This window comes from Shewanella sp. GutDb-MelDb, assembly GCF_002836075.1.
GTDB lineage: Bacteria > Pseudomonadota > Gammaproteobacteria > Enterobacterales > Shewanellaceae > Shewanella.
The window spans coordinates 1-18,491 of the sequence record NZ_PJBM01000249.1; the positions used below are offsets into that span (position 1 = coordinate 1).

The window sequence follows — 18,491 nt, forward strand, 5'->3', positions numbered from 1 at the left end:
AACATTAATAACGATCCTCAAAAAAAATGCAGAAAATAGATCTTTCTTGATAAGTTATACTCAGAAAAAAAACTTTAAATATTTCAGCCTGTGTAAAAGTGGATCAGCAGTAGTTAAGATCATCAATTAGTCGTATTGATCTTTACTCGAAGATCTACGCCAATATTACTTGATATCAATAACACGACTCGCTTTGCGGTATTGGATCTTCCAACCTATCCAGCGCGGTAATTCCCAACGTGTAGGCCCCTGCTTACGGCCACCTTTAACGTAATCTAAAATAACCAACTTACGTTTTGGTTCATACGCAACCGTCAACTTAAGCTCAGGCAATTGCAGTACCGCAGGATAGAGCTGATCAAACTCTTCGCGCTGCCAATCAGGGATACCGTCAAACAGTAAATCATCACCCTCAAGCAAGCTTAAATCCTCAAAGCTCTCAACCCCTAATTGCACCAGCTTGTCTTTAAGATAAGTATCGAGCACTAAAGGCTGTTTAATCTCATTTTCAAACTCTGCTGTTTTTCCCAGTGCAAACCATATATTCCATGCCGCAATATCAGCCGTTAAGCGCTTAGCAACACCTGACAATTCACGCCCTTGTATAATGCTACGGGCAATAGCCTCTGTCGCCTGCTCACCCGATGCCCGCTCAAAACGAGAATCTATCACTCTGCCAGCATATAGCCGCTCGATAAGCACTTTACGCGTCGATGAGCGCTCTTTATTTTCAGCTAACCTGTCTTCACCTAATCCCGCTTGGCAAATTAGCTGAGTTGAAATGGGCGCCATTATTGAAGCCAAGTTCAATGTTTGCTTCACCCCTTTACCCGCAATAGAGTGTTGGTCAAATACCACCGCAGCAATTGCCGCCTCTTTACCGGCATAATCTTTAAGTTCAGCACTAAAGCGGCTATCACGGCCTATCTGTACTTCACTAAAGCCATTACCTAACGCTTGTACCCGTTTAATACGCCGAACAAACGCCAGCTCTGGTAGTGCCTTAATCACCGCCAACAACCAACGAGTTCGCAAAGCCTCTGATTTACGATCTAACACCGCGGCCTTATTCAGTTTAGGCAGACCTAAACCTTGTCTAATTTGGTTCGCTAGCCTGCGGGCTTCTTTAATGCCGTGATGGTCAATATTAACAAAATCGACAGCCGGCTCTCGAATCAATTTAACCAGGGTAAATGCGTCACATCCCAGCGGTTCCCATTCATGCAGCGACTTAACATCGTATTCTGCCGTTGGTTGCTGATACAAACGCTGTGGCACACTAATCGCCGCAGCTAAATCCACCATTAACTCAGTGCATTCATCATCTGGCATAGCACTAATCAAATGCGCGAACTGCGTATCTATCGGCAACGGGAATAACTTTCTGCCATGAGCTGTGACTTTGCCCTGATTATCAATGGCCCCCATAGCAAGTAAGCGGCTTTCTGCTATTGCTAGCGGTTTACTGTTAATCGCATCAACAAAGGTTAATTCCGCTAAGCGCACACCACTGCATGCCGCGGCCAACATAGGTTCAACTAACTCTTCGCGCTGTAGTTCTGGTGGTGTCATCGCCTCTAATGGCGCGTGCTCACCCCATAAACGCACACATAAGCCCGCTTGAGTTCGGCCCGCGCGCCCTTTTCGTTGATCAGTACTGGCTCTTGATATTCGGGCCAACGACAACACCGTTCGACCATTACGTTGATGTGTGCGCCGCTCAAGCCCTGAATCAATCACGGCCGTCACGCCAGGAATAGTCAAAGAGGTTTCAGCAATATTGGTCGCAAAAATAACCCGCTGTGTATCCGCATTGGCTAACAGCGACTGTTGCTCAGTGGCAGATATTCCGCCATGTAGCGCAACCAGATCAATATGGGGTGTGCTACCCGCTGATGACGTTGATAGAGCTAAAGACTGACACGCCTGTAAACAAGATTGGATTTCGCGTTTACCGGGTAAAAACACCAGAACATCGCCAGTCGTTTTACTCAGAAGTGATGTCAGTGCGGTTTTGACCTTTTGCTCTAAACTGGATATATCCGGTAACTGCTGACTGTCCATTGACTGGTACGTTAGTTCCACGTGAAACATTCTACCTTTTGCCAACAACCTCTTGGACTTAACTCCAATAGAATCAGACAAGTAGTCATTCAACCTTGCACCATCAATCGTCGCAGACGTGAGAATTAAACGGTGTTGTGCACGCTTTTTAAGTAATGCTAACAGTAAATCGGTATCCCAACGGCGCTCATGAAACTCATCAATAATCACCGTATCAAAACAAGCCAAGCCCGCTTTTTCATCTATACCATTGTGTTGCAGTGACAACCCGTCCATAGACAGCCAACGCAACGCGATACCCGGCGTCACAAAGGCAATATCGGTATTTTCATCAACAGTTGAATCAAAACGAATGGCATGGCCTACGTTTAACGGCCTAGCACCTTTTGATAAAGAGCCTTTAGCTAACTCGCCGACAAAACTGGCCAACGCCAAGCACGCCACCCGCCTAGGCTCCACCACCAACACTCGCCTTCTTCTGCCATCACTCTCAGGTTCAGCACACCAAAGCGGTAAACGCGTCGATTTACCCGACCCCGTATCAGACTCAACCACCAAGTGATGGTCTTTAATGGCAGATTTAAACTCATCATAGAGTGCATCTATCGGTAAAGAGTCGATAGCGAAAGAATCGCTGGGAAGAGGAGCTTGCGGTGATTGACACTGTTCGGCTTGAGGCTGCTTTTTCATAGTGGTCGCGTATGGCTAATTATTAACATAGAGGTTGGAAGGCTTATCGGCTAATTTATAATCGAAGTATTTACGATTCTTGGGGCCGGCGACGTTGGCGCTGATCTTATTGGGCTACTTGAGGACTAATGGATCTGTTTGCTGGCTTATGAAGATGTTATTCATGGCTTTGACATATTGTACACCTGTCGTCTGCACCTTGTCTGTTCACAAGATTGAAAGAACTTTTAGCTTTCATCAGCTTTTGTATTCTTGGATAAAGTTATGCTTGGCTTAGCAGAAAGGTAATCTATCTCCTCCATGCAGATACTTCTGCGAGTCGCCGCAAGCACATCTGACCTACAGGGTCTTCTTTAAAGACATTTCCCATATCCCTATGGGTCAGTGGAGGAAATGCCAAATTTTGTAAGGAACAAAATGGGCCCTGTGGGCTCAGCGATTTCAAACAACCTCCATGTTTAAAAGCCAGTTCGGCATCCTTGCCTCTCGTTCGAAGACTATCACTTCTATTTAGCATTTATTTATGATGACCGATTCGGATATTTTCAGTGATGAGTCAATTAAATAGACTATTCGCCTCAACAAATGAGGCGATTAAACCTATTATTTGCCTCATGCTCAATTATCACTTCGATTGAATGACTTAGATATTTCTAAACGGGATAAAAAGGTTCGATTGATAAATTGGATAGATATAGAGCCAGCGCTTCGCTCTCTTCGGTTTCGAACAGGGTGAAACTATGCTCATCATGGCCAATGTTTAGAGAAGTTTCAGGTTCATGCAGTGAGCCAAGATTAGTGGCGGTAACGATAGAATAGCCACTCGTAATCGTGTTCTCTCGTTCCTCTTTATTTGGATAATCGACCCAGAGGACTAGGTATTAGCTGCTGTCCTCTAAGCCTGAGATCTCAGAGTCTATCTTTGCCTTAAACATAAAGCTTGGGCACACATCATTGTGCCAGCTCTTATCGATATATAATGGATAATAACTAAGTTCAAACCCCAGTTCAAATTTTACTGAACTACTGTTTATATTCAATAATTGTGAAAAACACATGAGTTTTTAGATACTTAATTATAGTTTATGAAATGAGTATAAATTTGAGTATTCTTAGATTATCTAAACCAACAAGGATATCAGCGGTTAATTCTGTTAATTGCCTATTTTGAATTTCAAAAGCACCTTCCATGAAGACTGTACTATTACATCTGGTATGAATGGATTAAAAAGTATCGCGATTAAATGGATGTGAATAAACAACCATTCTATCAACGTCCACAGTAGCATCTGCATATGTAAGTCACTCCAAGAGTTATTTTTTCAATATAAATAGTCATAAATTACACAATACGATAAATGTGACTCATAGTCCGTAGACTCATTGTCTACATACAAAGATGATCTTGAAAAACTTTCAAAGGATTCTTCATGGATGATCACTTACTGGTAGCGTTCGGTGCTCATGTAAAAAAATTACGTTTATCTAATTCCTTATCTCAAGAGCAACTAGCTCTCAAAGCAGATATAGATCGAACTTATATCAGTGGTATTGAACGAGGAAAGAGAAACGTTAGTATCATCAATTTGTTCAAAATTGCTCACGCATTGAATATTCCAGCAACCAAACTTTTAGATTTTGCAGTTGAGGATAGATGATGACTCAACGAGCATTTTATTCCGCCACTTTTAAAGAGTTTTTATCCGCAGATTCATGCACTATTGTGGGGGAAATAACTAGCCGTCATACCCAACAATTACAGTTTTTACAAACAAAATCATGGTTAGCAGAAATTGAACTACTAAAAAGTTTATTATCCAAATATAGAGATTTTCAAGGACATATATTCTTCGAGTTTATGATCCCAAGAATGGGGCGTAGAGCGGATGTAATAATAGTATTTAAAGGACATATTTTCGTTATTGAATTTAAAGTTGGCAAGGTGGGTTTTAATAATTCTGATATGAGACAAGCGCACGGATACGCCTTAGATTTGAAGAATTTTCACAGTGCTAGCCATAATAAATTTATAACTCCAATACTCGTTTCAACTAAAACTCACAGCCTCTTTTTTCCGCCAAAATTCGCAGATGATGGTGTTGCAGAAACCTTATGCATTAACGAAAAAGAACTGATTAAAGCCATTAATCAGATAGCTACAACATCTAACCAAGAAAACTTTGATGCTATAGATTGGTCTGAATCCGGATATCTACCAACTCCTACAATTATTGAAGCTGCTCAAGCCCTTTATGCAGAGCATAAAGTCGAAGATATAGCTCGTAGTGAAGCTGACTCACAGAATCTTGGACAAACAAGCTATCGATTACAGCAACTCATTCATGAAGCACGTTCAGAAAAACGAAAGATTATTTGTTTTGTAACAGGTGTACCTGGTGCAGGGAAGACATTGGTAGGTCTAAATATTGCCAGCTCTCACTCAAACCCCGAAGAAGAGGAATATTCTGTTTTCTTAAGTGGTAATGGCCCTTTAGTTTCTGTATTGCAAGAAGCTTTAGCTAAAGATAGGAATTCGCGTACGAGTGAAGGTTTAGGAGAATGTAGACGCTATACAGAACAATTCATTCAAAATATTCATAAATTTAGAGATGATTCCCTTGACGGGAATAAGCCCCCTGAACAAGTTGCTATTTTTGACGAAGCACAACGTGCGTGGAATGCTGAGCAAACAAGTAAATTCATGCAAACTAAGCGCAATCAAATTGGCTTTAATAAATCTGAACCAGAATATCTAATTGAAGTAATGGATCGTCATAAAGACTGGGCAGTTATCGTTGCACTTATAGGTGGTGGCCAAGAAATTAACACCGGTGAAATAGGCTTATCTGGTTGGTTAGACGCTTTAAAAAATAAGTTTTCACATTGGAATGCATATTACTCAGCAGATCTGCTAAACGGAGAATATGTTTCTACGGGACTAGATTCCAACAGTTTATCCAATGGCAACCTAATGCCTTGTCTACATCTAGCAACATCCATGCGTTCATTCCGAGCCGAAAAGCTATCTAGCTGCATTCATTATTTAATAGCTGGAAACAGTGAATTGGCAAAGCAACTCTATGGGACTTTTAAGCACCTATATCCTATTAAAATTACGCGTAATTTGGAGGTAGCAAAGAGTTGGATAAAACTCAAATCTCGAGCAAACGAAAGTAAAGGAATGCTAGCCTCTTCCAATGGTATCCGTTTAAAAGCAGAAGGAATATTTGTTAAAAATACCATAGAACCTAAAGCTTGGTTCTTAGGACAGTCTGAAGATATTCGGTCTTCACATTTCTTAGAAGACGTAGCAACTGAATTTGATGTTCAGGGCTTAGAAATAGACTGGGGGTTAGTTGCTTGGGATGCTGATTACCGGTTTGGTACAAATAAATTTGAGCATTGGAGGTTTAGAGGAACAAGATGGGAGCAGCGAAAAAAAGCAGAAAACCAAAGATACTTAGAAAATGCTTACCGTGTATTAATGACACGATCACGTCAAGGTATGGTCATATTTTTACCTGAAGGTAATGATAATGACATCACCAGAAAAGTAGAGTTTTACGATAATACTTTTAAATACTTAAAAAAATGTGGGATTGAAGAAATTTAATATGCTTACCCATAAAACAACTAAATAGAAGAAACACCGCTTTTAGATAGCAAGTGTAGATACGGCTGCGAGCTTCCAAAACAAGGCCAATAATGTTCCCGACATTATTAGGCATTCCTACTATCCATGTAGGTCAGATGTTTTGGAAGAGCCCAAATGGAAGAAAATGTTCCAGGCATTTTTCTCCATTTCCTACTGTCCATGTAGGTCAGAAGTACTTGCGGCTACTCGCTGAAGCATCTGCACTTTCTGCGAACCGCGGATTATAAATTAAACCAACACCTAACAAAAAATGCTTTCAACCGTATGAATATACAACAACCAACTCTTTGTTTAGCAGCGGTCTAATTCAAACAACACTTCTTGTATTTCTTGCCACTGCCACAGGGACAGGGATCATTGCGACCGGCTTGAATATCGGCAATAAAAGGCTGCTTAGCATCAAGGTTTTCAAAATAGCTATCGTCAAGTTCCTTTGGCGTATTCATCAGGTCGTCAAAAACTGCCATTAGGTCATCATCATTCATATCAGATTCTGAGTTGAAACCCGCCCACTGGCTTAGGGAGTCGATAACATCATAATCCCCGCTAATTAGACCACTTTCCCACTCTGAATAACCGATAGACTGATTATCCCAATCGATGATGCACTGATTCTCTGCAGGGCCTTCGTCTATCACTTTGCTTTTAACATAACCAACAAACTGGCTATGGTATTGATTAAACTCATTAGAAATTAACAGATTAATCAATTCAAAAAGTGCTATTGAGTGATTACTTTTGAGCAGATTTTCGATAAAGCCAGGAACACTTTGATTAAGTGTCTCTCTATCAATTTGGCCGGTATGCAGTTGAGAAAAAAGTGCACTTAAGGCAGACATCTTAACGATTTCGCCCGCTTGATCAGAGTTAACTAATAAACAAAGTTGCTCAGGCTTACCCTCAGCCAAAATGTAGTAAGCAGTGGAAAGATCTGAAGCGATAAAGTCACCGAGTAGCACTTCTAACGGACTATTACAGTCGTCCTTGTTAGTGAGATTTATCAGCGAATCAAAACAACTATATTGCTTACGATCGACAATAAGGCATAACCCGAAGAAAAGAAGGTTGGACTCAGGATCGGTCAGCTCCTCTTTAACGATAAACCTCTGCATCAATTCATCGATAACCGGCAGTAGCTCAGGCCACTGAAGCCTTGCCGCCTGCAAAGCATCAACGGGGAGTTTTGTTAAGTCGCCACGACTCAGTGTGGTCATTATCTCAGCTAATTTCATATTACATTCAAGGTAAAAGGTGATGTTGTCTCATAGAGTAGCAAAAGAGGGCCTTAAAGCCCCAAGTAAAATGGTTATAGCAACGGATAGGCCAATATTGAGCATAAAAAATGGTTAAACAACTCATGCTGTGGCAGTGAGAGTCCAATAGAGAAGATAAATACCATGAGATTTGTGAACTTAAATTAGATTAACTAAATCGGAACCAACGATGCTCAAGCTATGAATATAACGTGGGAACGGCACGACCCTATACCCAGTTCCCTTTGGACAGAGGCTGCAACATTAGTGACTAATTAACGTGAGTCGTATTAACAACCAGAATCGACAATCTCAAATACTGGTGGTGTGGTAGGGCTTTGTGCCTCGGTATACTTGAGGTAGCAATTATCACCACTGAATTTCTTAGTTTGTGGCATAAAACGGATAAATGGCTTAGCTGGATTATTATTAAAATACCAATCAGCTGGTCGTTCGGAGTTAAACACCGAATCTTCAAACTTGGCCATGATCAGTTTACTCCAGCTATTAGCGGCATCAGCAGCGGGATAACCGTAAACTAAATCAATGTCTTCACCATCGATAATGATAACGTTATCTTCACCTGGAGCGGGTTTAGGCTTGCTCTCTAAGCCTTGTAAAACTGACTTGGCATATAGCACACTCATAGCGCCATTCATCTCGGCTTTTAAGCCTTTTAAAGATGAAATTCGAGCATCTGATTGTAGTTCAATAAAACGAGGGACTGCGATCACAGAAAGTATGCCTAAAATAATAATAGTCACAACTAACTCTATAAGAGTAAAACCATTTTTCCGCATTGAATAGTTCATTTTATTAAACAATAAGTGGAACACTATTATATTGAATACTATCCATTTTAAAAAGGTAATTCGCAAATGGTTAACTAACTCAAATTATGCAAAAAGGAATAAATACAGCCTCTAACCTATTAAAAATATCAACCTGAGTCGCGCCAGGCCTAAAGCGGCTTGTACTCGCGTAAACAAAGCCTGCCAACTGTAGATCTCATTTAAACACTACATGACTTTCATTCATGTTGGATAACTGTAGAATCCGCGCCTTGTTTGATTCTTTCCTTTTATATAGTGCATTAATGATGATCGATCTGGCTTTACTTCCTCTTTATTTAACTACCGTAGTCGCCCTACTGTTAATTCCTGGGCCTGACATGTTACTTATCGCCAGCTCAAGCTTGAGCTATGGTAAAAAAGTAGGCGTGTATGCCAGTTTAGGTAATGCCACATCGGGCCTTATTTTGACTTTTCTTGCGGCTATGGGCGTGTCAGCTTTAGTGGCTATGAACCCAATGGCACTAGAGTTATTACGCATTTTAGGTGCCGCCTATCTACTGAAAATGGGTTGGGATTGCATGCGCAGTTCTGCTGCTGAAACACCAGAGATAGAACAACAACATAATCTGGCTAAACAGTTATATCGTCGAGCGGTGATGAGTAATTTGTTAAACCCAAAGGCACTGATCTTCTTTGTATTGTTTCTACCACAGTTTGTTTCAACTCAACTAAGCGCAAGTTCAGGTGAGCAGATGCTAGCTTTGGGCTTATTGCTCAATGTGATGGGATTACTGTTTAACCTACTGCTTGTCGCTATGGTTGGAAGCCTGGGTAAACCACTATTGAAAAATGAGAAATTCAGGGCGAATCAGAATAAGTTTATGGGCTTTATATTCTTTGCCCTCGCCATCTGGTTGTTGGCCTCTCAAGTTCAAACCATGAGCTAAGTAATATAATTGATAAACTGGCACAGCCGGTTATAGATGACTACGGAAGTGAATCTCTCGTAGTCAATTCTCGTTTTTTGCCGTCATGATCCTCAGATACAACTCCCACAAAAACAAAACCATAAGATTTTCCCAGCCGTTTTACAGAAGAGTCACCTAGAACTATTTTTTTTATTAGCGAACACTCCCTCAATATTTGGCGAGTTTGGTCGATAAAGAACATACGCTGAGGGCAGCGATGACCTCATTCCCCCCCAGCCTTAGTGTTTTCGAAAGTGATAAAAGAGATGGCCAGATAAATACCTTCAAATTATTTTAATAAGCTGTATTCAAATAATTTATTTGTTAATACTTTGTTGATTTGAGGCCCTGTATTTTACTTTTATAAAGCAAGAGTTGATATGTTCACCATCATGAAGATGGCTAATGAACACTCCATTTTCTTTTGTTCTGTGACAGAAAAAATGAAGAAAAACCTGATATTAGATCGAATTTTCATTAACACTTTTACCTCAATCTTGTTCAAACAAAGCATCTATTGAAGTAAAATATTTTCAAGCTGTAGCAACAAGTAGACAAAGTGCTGCTTACTGTTAAAGCAATATAATTTGAGCCAGGATGGCCAGCCAACTATCACGCCAAATTTAGGATGATCATAATGAAAGAAGTCGCTTTCCGTTGGATAGACAAGTTTCTGGTAAATATCAAATTACAGGAGAATTTTTTAATCCTGTTTTTCTCTTCGCTGCTGGTAATGCTTATCGTTAGCCTAACTTTAATCAGTGCCGAACAAGATCAGAAAAATAAACAATTACAGCAAGAAATTCACTTGGTATCTAATCTGATATCTAAAACAGAATTAAGTCAAAATGAGCTGTCAGGTATTCTCGCTAACAGTAACCTCAAGCTTGGAAATCAGGGGGCATACGCCACTCAAGTTCCCAATACAAACGTGTCTATAAGCGCCAAAGCACTACCTGGGATTTTCTCTACCTTAGGTCTCGGCCATTACGCCATCATCCTGTTTTGTATCGGCTTTATCATCATCAGTTATTATTACATTAGATCATTTATGGGCGGTGCCCTCTTTAATATCTACGATGCTGTTAAACGTCTGGCCGATGGCGATCTCGCATCCCGCATTGCTTATGCTCCGGCGCGTAATGAATTCAACATTATTGCTCAGACGATCGATAGAGTTTCGGAACGTGAGCATGTATTGGTAAAAACCACTCAGGAAGCCATCGCCCTTATTCAACAGATCAGTTCTCAGTTGCGTCAACGTAGTAATGAAAACGCCACATTAACCAGTCAACAGCAAGAACGTATCGATTCACTGGCCAGTGCAACCGAACAGATGGCCTCCTCTATTCGTGAGGTGGCGAGTCATGCCCATGATTCTTCGACTCAAACCAGTGATGCTACCCAAACCGCAACATTAGGACTATCTCAGGTAGAGTCGACTCAGAGAGCAATTAAAAAGCTGACCTCAGAAATTAATGCCGCATCCGGTGCCGTAGCAGATTTGGACTCGAGTGCCTCACAGATCGATGATGTAGTTTCCACTATTAATGCCATCTCTCAGCAGACAAACTTACTCGCACTCAATGCTGCTATAGAAGCCGCTCGAGCGGGTGAACAGGGACGAGGTTTTGCTGTTGTCGCGGATGAAGTACGCACCCTGGCCGGTCGAACACAAACTGCCACAGTAGAAATTCAGAAGATGATCGAGGCACTGCAGAGTAACAGTCAGGGCCTTATTACAGTGATGAAGCAGACGGTCGCGGAAGCAGAAACCAGTGAGTCCCTCATGGAGTCGGTGAGTAAGAACATCAGCCAAATAACGAGTCAGAACCAATATATCGCCGATCGCAGTGTTGAAATTGCCGCAGCAGCCGAAGAACAAGGCGCCGTGGCAGACAATATCGCCTCCGATGTGGATCTGGTGCGAACAGGTTCAGAAAGTGTTGCCTTAATGGTGACTCAGACAGCCAGCGAAATAGAAACCTTAAACAGCCAAGCCGATGTGCTAGAAAATCTGATGAAAGATCTCAAAGTCTAAGATCTCAAAGTCTAAGATCTTAACGTCTAATATTAATGTAAGCTGTCGATGTCATTCGTGACTCGACAGTTTTTTTCATTAAAATCAATCTCATACCAATCATAATAAAAATTGTTCGCTCAGCGAGAATGTAGTATTTCAGAGGCAAGGCCCTCTATTGCGCCTCGGTTCTGGCATGCTCACAGTAACTCCGTGACGGTAGACTATCGGCATCGTTTAGCTGAATCACTATTAACGACTGGAGAGAAAGAGCTAATAAGTGTGACTAATCAGTATGATGTTGTACTCAACACTGAGGTCATCGAACATGTAGACGCTCAAGAAGCATTGATTAATACCTGCTGCCAATGACTTAAGCCGGGTAGATTGCTGATCATGCCGACACTTAACCGCATAATAAAATCATACCTGATAGGCATATCAGCGCCGAATATCTGATGCATTACCTACCCATAGGGACTCGAGATTGGCGTTTTTTTCGTTACACCGAAAGAGATTCACGCCCCACGGTTTACGCAGCGTAAAAGCAGAAGGAATGAGCTTTAACCCGGTGGAAAGTGACCAATAACGCTGACGAAAACTACCTGCTATATGCGATAAAAAGCTAATACGTTCACTCTATAAACTCAATGATTAGCACTGTAATCACTCTTGCTAGGCAACTCATATAAACCTATTGGCATCGTTCGATTGAGTGCTTCAATTCCATTAAAATCAAGCCAGTACTGACCTAACATAGTCGATGTGCACACTTTCATAGACCCTATTATATTGTTTTCACTTTAGTTAACTGACAATGCCTCAGTCCCCATTTACACATATTAAACGGTAATCTGCTTAGTAAAAATCGGCTTATACCTTATGATTAGCGCAAACATAACGCAGATCGTAACGATAAATTAGATAGATTAGTGATGATCTTATGCGTTAAACACGTACTAAATAGCTCAGTTGAAGATGAGATCAGGAACATATATGGCAAAAGTAGAACTATTAGTAGGCACAACGCTAGGAAGTGCAGAGTATGTTGCTGATGAAATGTCGGCGCAATTGAACGATCTAGGCCATGAAACTATCGTACATTTGGCTCCTAATTTGGATGATCTGGACCCAAAATCGCTATGGTTGATCGCCTGTTCAACTCATGGAGCAGGCGATCTTCCAGACAATATAGTGCCGTTTATGGACGAGATCTTAGCTAAAAAACCGGATCTGCTGACCACCCAATTTGCATTATGTGCGATTGGTGATTCGAGTTACGATACTTTTTGCCAAGGCCCCGAAAAATTAGTGGAAGCACTGGCCTTATGCGGTGCACAAGTTTTTGTGGATAAGATCCAGATCGATGTACAATACGATCCAATTCCAGAAGAACCCGCCCTAGCTTGGTTGAGCGGCTGGCAAGATCAACTTTAAGATCCTTTTCTTGATCGCTTTTACCTATTAACTTTTAAAGCACTCACAGTTTAGATCATACTTATCCACATATTAAGTCAAAAAATAACAAATATGTGGATAACCTATTATTTAGATCTGATTAACCTCTGTATTAATTCACCCTCGATCTGGTCAATGATCCACCCTGTGGATAACTAGCCGATCTATCCCCAAGCTTAGGTGAGTTTGATCGCGATCTAATAACAGGTTTGATCGCTCATTAACTCATGATTCTAATAAGGAATTCGGGTTATCCACCGAAAAAGCCGCCCTTAATAATAAACATAATAAGAGATCTATCTAAAGATCTTAAGATCTATTAAGCAGATCGGTGTTGATCAAAACAAGCAAAATTGATCGTTCACCTTAGGCAAAGCAAATGCTAAAATGATCCGCTCAGAAACAGAATTTTATCCTTTTAACAATCGAAGGCTGTCGAATGCATTTTCATGAACGGTTTGATGTAATCGTTGTTGGTGGTGGTCATGCTGGAACTGAAGCTGCGTTAGCTTCTGCCAGAATGGGTTCCAAAACACTTTTGCTAACCCACAACATAGATACCTTAGGACAGATGTCCTGTAATCCAGCTATCGGCGGCATCGGAAAGGGACACCTGGTTAAAGAAATTGATGCGCTCGGCGGAGCCATGGCAATTGCCACGGATTTTGCGGGGATTCAATTTAGAACATTAAATTCGAGCAAAGGCCCAGCAGTACGAGCAACTCGTGCTCAAGCGGATAGAGCCCTTTATCGACATAAGATCCAAGAGATTTTACAGCACCAACCCAACCTGCGTATTTTTCAACAAGCGGTAGACGATCTTGTGGTTGAAAATGAAACCGTGGTGGGTGTTGTTACCCAAATGGGTTTAGCGTTCGAAGCCCCTGCAGTCGTGTTAACGACAGGTACTTTTTTGAGTGGCAAAATCCACATAGGATTAGAAAATTACAGCGGCGGCCGAGCTGGCGATCCTCCGGCGATAGCCCTGGCTCATCGTCTGCGTGAGTTACCTATTCGAGTGGGTCGTTTAAAAACCGGAACACCACCACGCATAGACTCAAACACCATTGATTTTTCTCAAATGACAGAGCAAAAAGGTGATAATCCTTTGCCGGTTATGTCGTTTGTGGGTGACGTTAGCCAGCATCCAGAACAAGTCTCATGTCATATCACTCATACCAATGAGCGAACCCACGATATTATTCGTGCAGGACTGGATCGTAGCCCGATGTATTCGGGTGTTATCGAGGGTATTGGCCCACGTTACTGCCCTTCCATCGAAGACAAAATTAATCGTTTTGCAGATAAAGATTCGCATCAAATATTTATTGAGCCAGAGGGATTAAATACCACAGAAATTTATCCTAATGGTATTTCAACAAGCTTACCTTTTGACGTGCAACTCAACTTGGTTCGTTCGATAAAAGGCATGGAAAACGCAGATATCATGCGTCCTGGCTACGCGATCGAATATGATTATTTTGACCCACGCGATCTTAAAAATTCATTAGAAACCAAAACTATCAATGGTTTATTCTTTGCCGGACAAATTAACGGCACCACAGGCTATGAAGAAGCGGGTGCACAAGGCTTATTAGCGGGCATGAACGCATCATTGCAAGTTCAAGGCAAAGACACTTGGTGCCCTCGTCGCGACCAAGCTTACCTTGGCGTGTTGGTTGACGATCTGTCGACATTAGGCACTAAAGAACCTTATCGCATGTTCACTAGCCGTGCGGAATACCGCTTGCTGCTACGTGAAGACAATGCTGATATTCGTTTAACCGAAAAAGGTCGTGAACTTGGTTTAGTTGACGACAATCGTTGGGCACTATTTAGTGAGAAAGTGGAATCGATCGAAACTGAACTACAGCGTTTACGTGGCCAGTGGATCCACCCCAAATCACCGCTTGTTGATGTGTTAAATCCACATCTAAAAACCCCGATTGCACGCGAAGCCACGTTTGAAGATCTACTGCGTCGTCCAGAGCTAGATTACCCAACATTGATGTCAATTGACGGATTTGGTCCAGGTATTGAAGATCAACGTGCTGCTGAACAGGTACAGATCCAAGTTAAGTATTCTGGTTACATTCAGCGACAGCAAGACGAGATTGATAAAGCGATCCGTAACGAAACGACTGGGTTGCCGCTGGATCTTGATTATCAAGAGATCCCAGGCTTGTCTAACGAGGTCATTGCAAAGATGAATGAGTACAAACCTGAAACGGTTGGTCAAGCCTCGCGTATCCCTGGCATGACGCCAGCTGCAATCTCAATATTATTAGTTCATTTGAAAAAACGCGGTTTACTGAAAAAAAGCGCCTAAATAACCTTGTTATGCACGATGAAAGGAAGCTTTGAGGCTTCCTTTCATCTTTTTTGCGCTTCATCATACCGATGAATATCTGATTTAAATTGTTTTGAGGACACTACCAGTGTTATTTGCCCAGTTAAACGAATACATGGCTGAAGTTGGCCTAGAGGCTACCGAGCAGCAAAAAAAGCAACTTGTTGACTTTGTTAGCATGCTCAATAAATGGAATAAGGCATTTAACCTAACTTCTGTACGTGATCCGGAGCAGATGCTCATTCGACATATCATGGACAGCTTAGTGGTTTCGCCACACCTGCAAGGATCGCGTTTTATTGATGTCGGTACCGGCCCGGGTTTACCGGGGATCCCGTTGGCGATCTTAAATCCTGATAAAGAATTTGTATTGCTTGATAGTTTAGGTAAACGCATTCGTTTTCAAAAGCAGGTTCAATTTGAACTTGGGATCAACAATATTTCATCGATTGAGAGTCGGGTAGAAGCCTATCAACCTGAAGAGTTATTTGATGGTGTATTGAGCCGTGCGTTTGCCTCGATTCAAGACATGTTGCAATGGTGCCACCATTTGCCAAAAGCTGACGGCTGTTTTTATGCGTTAAAGGGCCAGCTAAGTCAGGATGAGTTGGCAAACTTGCCAGCAGGATTTGCTGTTGCTGACACCATCGAACTTGTTGTTCCTAAGCTTGATGAGCAGCGTCATTTGCTGCGTGTAGTGAAGGTTAGTTAATCTAAGCTGCATCTCCAAACTGGAAATATACTCGTTTGATGTCGTGGTTTAGACCATCTTTAACGATGGTTTTTTGAACCATTAGCGATAAAACGTACTGAACGGTTGCAATCTTTCAGCGCTTCAAGCAATTATATAAAATATGCGCATTAATTCCCCCTCATTTTTTTTAGACAGCCAATGAGAGAGGGCCGGAATACAATAACAGTGACTTACAGGGTGATATTGTGGGTAAAGTGATTGCCGTAGCCAACCAAAAAGGTGGCGTCGGAAAGACAACAACTTGTGTTAATTTAGCGGCTTCTCTAGCTGCAACTAAACGTCGTGTGCTGCTGATCGATCTCGATCCGCAAGGTAACGCAACCATGGGCAGTGGTATCGATAAATATACCGTCGAAAACACCGCCTATGAATTATTGGTTGAAGAGAAGTCATTCGAAGAAGTTGTTTGCCGAAACACTAGCGGAAAATATGATCTTATTGCAGGCAATGGCGATGTCACTGCCGCTGAAATTAAGCTGATGGAGTTTTTCGCCAGAGAAGTTCGCTTGCGTAATGCTATTGCGCCGATTAAAGATGATTACGATTATATCTTTATCGACTGCCCGCCTTCACTCAACATGCTGACCGTTAATGCCATGTCTGCGGCTGATTCTGTATTGGTCCCTATGCAGTGTGAGTATTACGCATTAGAAGGCTTAACCGCGTTGATGGATACCATCACTAAGTTAGGCTCTATGGTAAACAATGGTTTGCACATCGAAGGGATTTTACGGACCATGTACGATCCTCGTAACCGTTTGTCTAACGATGTATCCGATCAACTAAAACAGCATTTTGGTGATAAAGTTTATCGCACTGTGATCCCAAGAAATGTGCGTCTTGCTGAAGCGCCTAGTTTTGGTGCCCCAGCAATGTATTACGATAAATCGAGCGCAGGAGCAAAAGCCTATCTCGCATTGGCTGGTGAAATTATTCGCCGAGCAGAGCAATTGGAACTGGCTGAGCAGGATTAAGGAAGAGAAATGACAGTGAAGAAAAGAGGTTTAGGCAAAGGGCTTGATGCTTTATTGAGTACTAGCCATGCCGCCAGCAAGCGACTTGAACCTAAAACGTTTGAAGGTGAGCAAGATATTAAAAATAATGATCTGATCACCTTAGACATTGATAGGCTTCAACCTGGCAAGTATCAGCCTCGAAAAGACATGTCGGCCGAAGCGCTTGAAGAACTTGCTGAGTCAATTCGTGCTCAAGGGATTATCCAACCGATTGTGGTACGCAAAGTCTCTGTTGAAAACTTTGAAATTATAGCGGGTGAACGTCGCTGGCGCGCTTCGCAGCTTGCTGGGCTGGCAAAGATACCCTGTATTGTTAAACAAGTCGCTGACGAAGCTGCAGTCGCGATAGCCTTGATTGAAAATATTCAACGTGAAGATTTGAATGCGATGGAAGAAGCTATTGCATTAAATCGTTTGATTGAAGAGTTCAATCTTACACATCAACAAATTGCTGATGCTGTAGGAAAGTCACGTGCCACAGTATCCAATTTACTGCGTTTAAACGGTCTCAATGAGCATGTTAAGCGTATGTTGGAGTATGGCGATATTGATATGGGCCATGGTCGTGCTTTGTTGGCTATTGAAGGTGACGAGCAGACAAATTTGGCTCGATTAGTCGTTTCTAAAGAATTGACTGTTCGCGAAACCGAACGATTAGTTAACCAAACCTTAAATCAAACTGAAATCGTCGAAAAAGCACCTAAAGATCACGATGTAGTCCGTCTAGAGAGCCAATTAATTGAAAGACTAGGTGCCAAGGTTTCTCTTACCCATAATAAGAAAGGTAAAGGGAAAATGGTAATTAACTATCAAAATTTGGCTGAATTAGAGGGTATTATCAGTAAAATCCGCTAAAAAACCGACGTTACGACAATATTATGTAATTTTGTGACATCTGTTAATCCTCCACTTTTAGACTTTTGGCGTAGATCACGCTAAAAGTCTCCTTTTTCTAACGGTTAAACTTGCTTTGAAACACTGAAACGGTATACTTTCGCAAGCTTTTTGTACCTCGGGTTTATACGGATATATGTCGTCCGGTCATCGAAACAGGAAGTTATAATGCGGAGAAGATAAATTGAGCAAGGTTTTAGCACGTCGTGGCCGTTGGTCAGCCTATAAATTAGTTTTGATACAGGCGGCGGTGGCTGGAAGTGTTTCTGTTTTCTTTTTCGCCATGTGGGGAGCTCAGTATGGTATATCTGCATTAGCAGGTGGTGCTATTGCTGTACTCCCTAATTTTGTATTCGCAACCCTCGCTTTTTCCCATACGGGAGCAAGCTCCGCAGCTAAAGTTGTTAAGACTTTTTACTGGGGGGAAGCGGTAAAGATGCTGTTAACCATAGCAATGTTTTCGTTTGTGTTTATCAATATAGAAATTGGTTTTATGCCTCTTTTTGTATGTTACACCCTGGCGTTAGTGATGCATTGGACAGCTCCTTTATATTTCAAGCAAAGTTAAGTGGGAT

General features: G+C 41.7%; 14 protein-coding genes. 11 read left to right on the plus strand and 3 right to left on the minus strand.

Annotated features, from left to right (window positions below):
* Window positions 1–165: 165 nt before the first annotated feature.
* On the minus strand, window positions 166–2,754 hold the full coding sequence (locus tag CXF82_RS16620; RefSeq protein WP_102044601.1) for a helicase-related protein: 2,589 nt from the start codon (window positions 2,752–2,754) through the stop codon (window positions 166–168).
* A 1,430-nt stretch (window positions 2,755–4,184) separates the two neighbouring features.
* Here CXF82_RS16620 and CXF82_RS16630 point away from each other — a divergent pair.
* Both CXF82_RS16630 and CXF82_RS16635 read left to right on the plus strand, forming a co-directional pair.
* Window positions 4,185–4,412, plus strand: a complete 228-nt coding sequence (locus tag CXF82_RS16630) for a helix-turn-helix domain-containing protein (RefSeq protein WP_102044602.1) — start codon at window positions 4,185–4,187, stop codon at window positions 4,410–4,412.
* Window positions 4,412–6,367, plus strand: coding sequence for a DUF2075 domain-containing protein (locus CXF82_RS16635; protein ID WP_102044603.1), 1,956 nt, complete (start codon window positions 4,412–4,414; stop codon window positions 6,365–6,367). The genes CXF82_RS16630 and CXF82_RS16635 overlap by 1 nt, the downstream gene beginning before the upstream one ends.
* Before the next feature lie 344 nt (window positions 6,368–6,711).
* Here CXF82_RS16635 and CXF82_RS16640 read toward each other — a convergent pair whose 3' ends face one another.
* Together CXF82_RS16640 and CXF82_RS22705 are read right to left on the minus strand one after the other, a co-directional pair.
* Complete coding sequence (locus tag CXF82_RS16640) at window positions 6,712–7,641, minus strand: DUF1186 domain-containing protein (protein WP_102044604.1); 930 nt, start codon at window positions 7,639–7,641, stop codon at window positions 6,712–6,714.
* Between the two features lie 311 nt (window positions 7,642–7,952).
* Complete coding sequence (locus CXF82_RS22705) at window positions 7,953–8,474, minus strand: type II secretion system protein (protein WP_101089538.1); 522 nt, start codon at window positions 8,472–8,474, stop codon at window positions 7,953–7,955.
* 284 nt (window positions 8,475–8,758) lie between these two features.
* Between CXF82_RS22705 and CXF82_RS16650 the strand changes: the two genes are divergently transcribed.
* From CXF82_RS16650 to CXF82_RS16690, 9 genes are all read left to right on the plus strand, one after another.
* On the plus strand, window positions 8,759–9,403 hold the full coding sequence (locus tag CXF82_RS16650) for a LysE family translocator (RefSeq protein ID WP_101089537.1): 645 nt from the start codon (window positions 8,759–8,761) through the stop codon (window positions 9,401–9,403).
* 658 nt (window positions 9,404–10,061) lie between these two features.
* Complete coding sequence (locus CXF82_RS16655; RefSeq protein ID WP_102044605.1) at window positions 10,062–11,465, plus strand: methyl-accepting chemotaxis protein; 1,404 nt, start codon at window positions 10,062–10,064, stop codon at window positions 11,463–11,465.
* Window positions 11,466–11,657: 192 nt separating this feature from the next.
* The gene (locus tag CXF82_RS22380) at window positions 11,658–11,816 is read left to right on the plus strand and encodes a class I SAM-dependent methyltransferase (protein ID WP_180961221.1); all 159 of its coding nucleotides are present in this window, start codon (window positions 11,658–11,660) and stop codon (window positions 11,814–11,816) included.
* A gap of 624 nt (window positions 11,817–12,440) precedes the next feature.
* Complete coding sequence (gene mioC / locus CXF82_RS16665) at window positions 12,441–12,881, plus strand: FMN-binding protein MioC (RefSeq protein WP_101089534.1); 441 nt, start codon at window positions 12,441–12,443, stop codon at window positions 12,879–12,881.
* A 460-nt stretch (window positions 12,882–13,341) separates the two neighbouring features.
* Window positions 13,342–15,231, plus strand: coding sequence for a tRNA uridine-5-carboxymethylaminomethyl(34) synthesis enzyme MnmG (mnmG, locus tag CXF82_RS16670; protein ID WP_102044606.1), 1,890 nt, complete (start codon window positions 13,342–13,344; stop codon window positions 15,229–15,231).
* A 109-nt stretch (window positions 15,232–15,340) separates the two neighbouring features.
* Window positions 15,341–15,964, plus strand: a complete 624-nt coding sequence (gene rsmG / locus CXF82_RS16675) for a 16S rRNA (guanine(527)-N(7))-methyltransferase RsmG (protein WP_102044607.1) — start codon at window positions 15,341–15,343, stop codon at window positions 15,962–15,964.
* 227 nt (window positions 15,965–16,191) lie between these two features.
* Window positions 16,192–16,980 (plus strand): ParA family protein, encoded by a 789-nt coding sequence (locus tag CXF82_RS16680; RefSeq protein ID WP_101089531.1) that lies wholly within the window; start codon window positions 16,192–16,194, stop codon window positions 16,978–16,980.
* A gap of 9 nt (window positions 16,981–16,989) precedes the next feature.
* A complete protein-coding gene (locus CXF82_RS16685; RefSeq protein WP_101089530.1) occupies window positions 16,990–17,877 on the plus strand; it encodes a ParB/RepB/Spo0J family partition protein in 888 nt (295 codons plus the stop codon).
* A gap of 223 nt (window positions 17,878–18,100) precedes the next feature.
* Window positions 18,101–18,484, plus strand: coding sequence for an ATP synthase subunit I (locus CXF82_RS16690; protein ID WP_101089529.1), 384 nt, complete (start codon window positions 18,101–18,103; stop codon window positions 18,482–18,484).
* The last annotated feature ends 7 nt before the right edge of the window (window positions 18,485–18,491 follow it).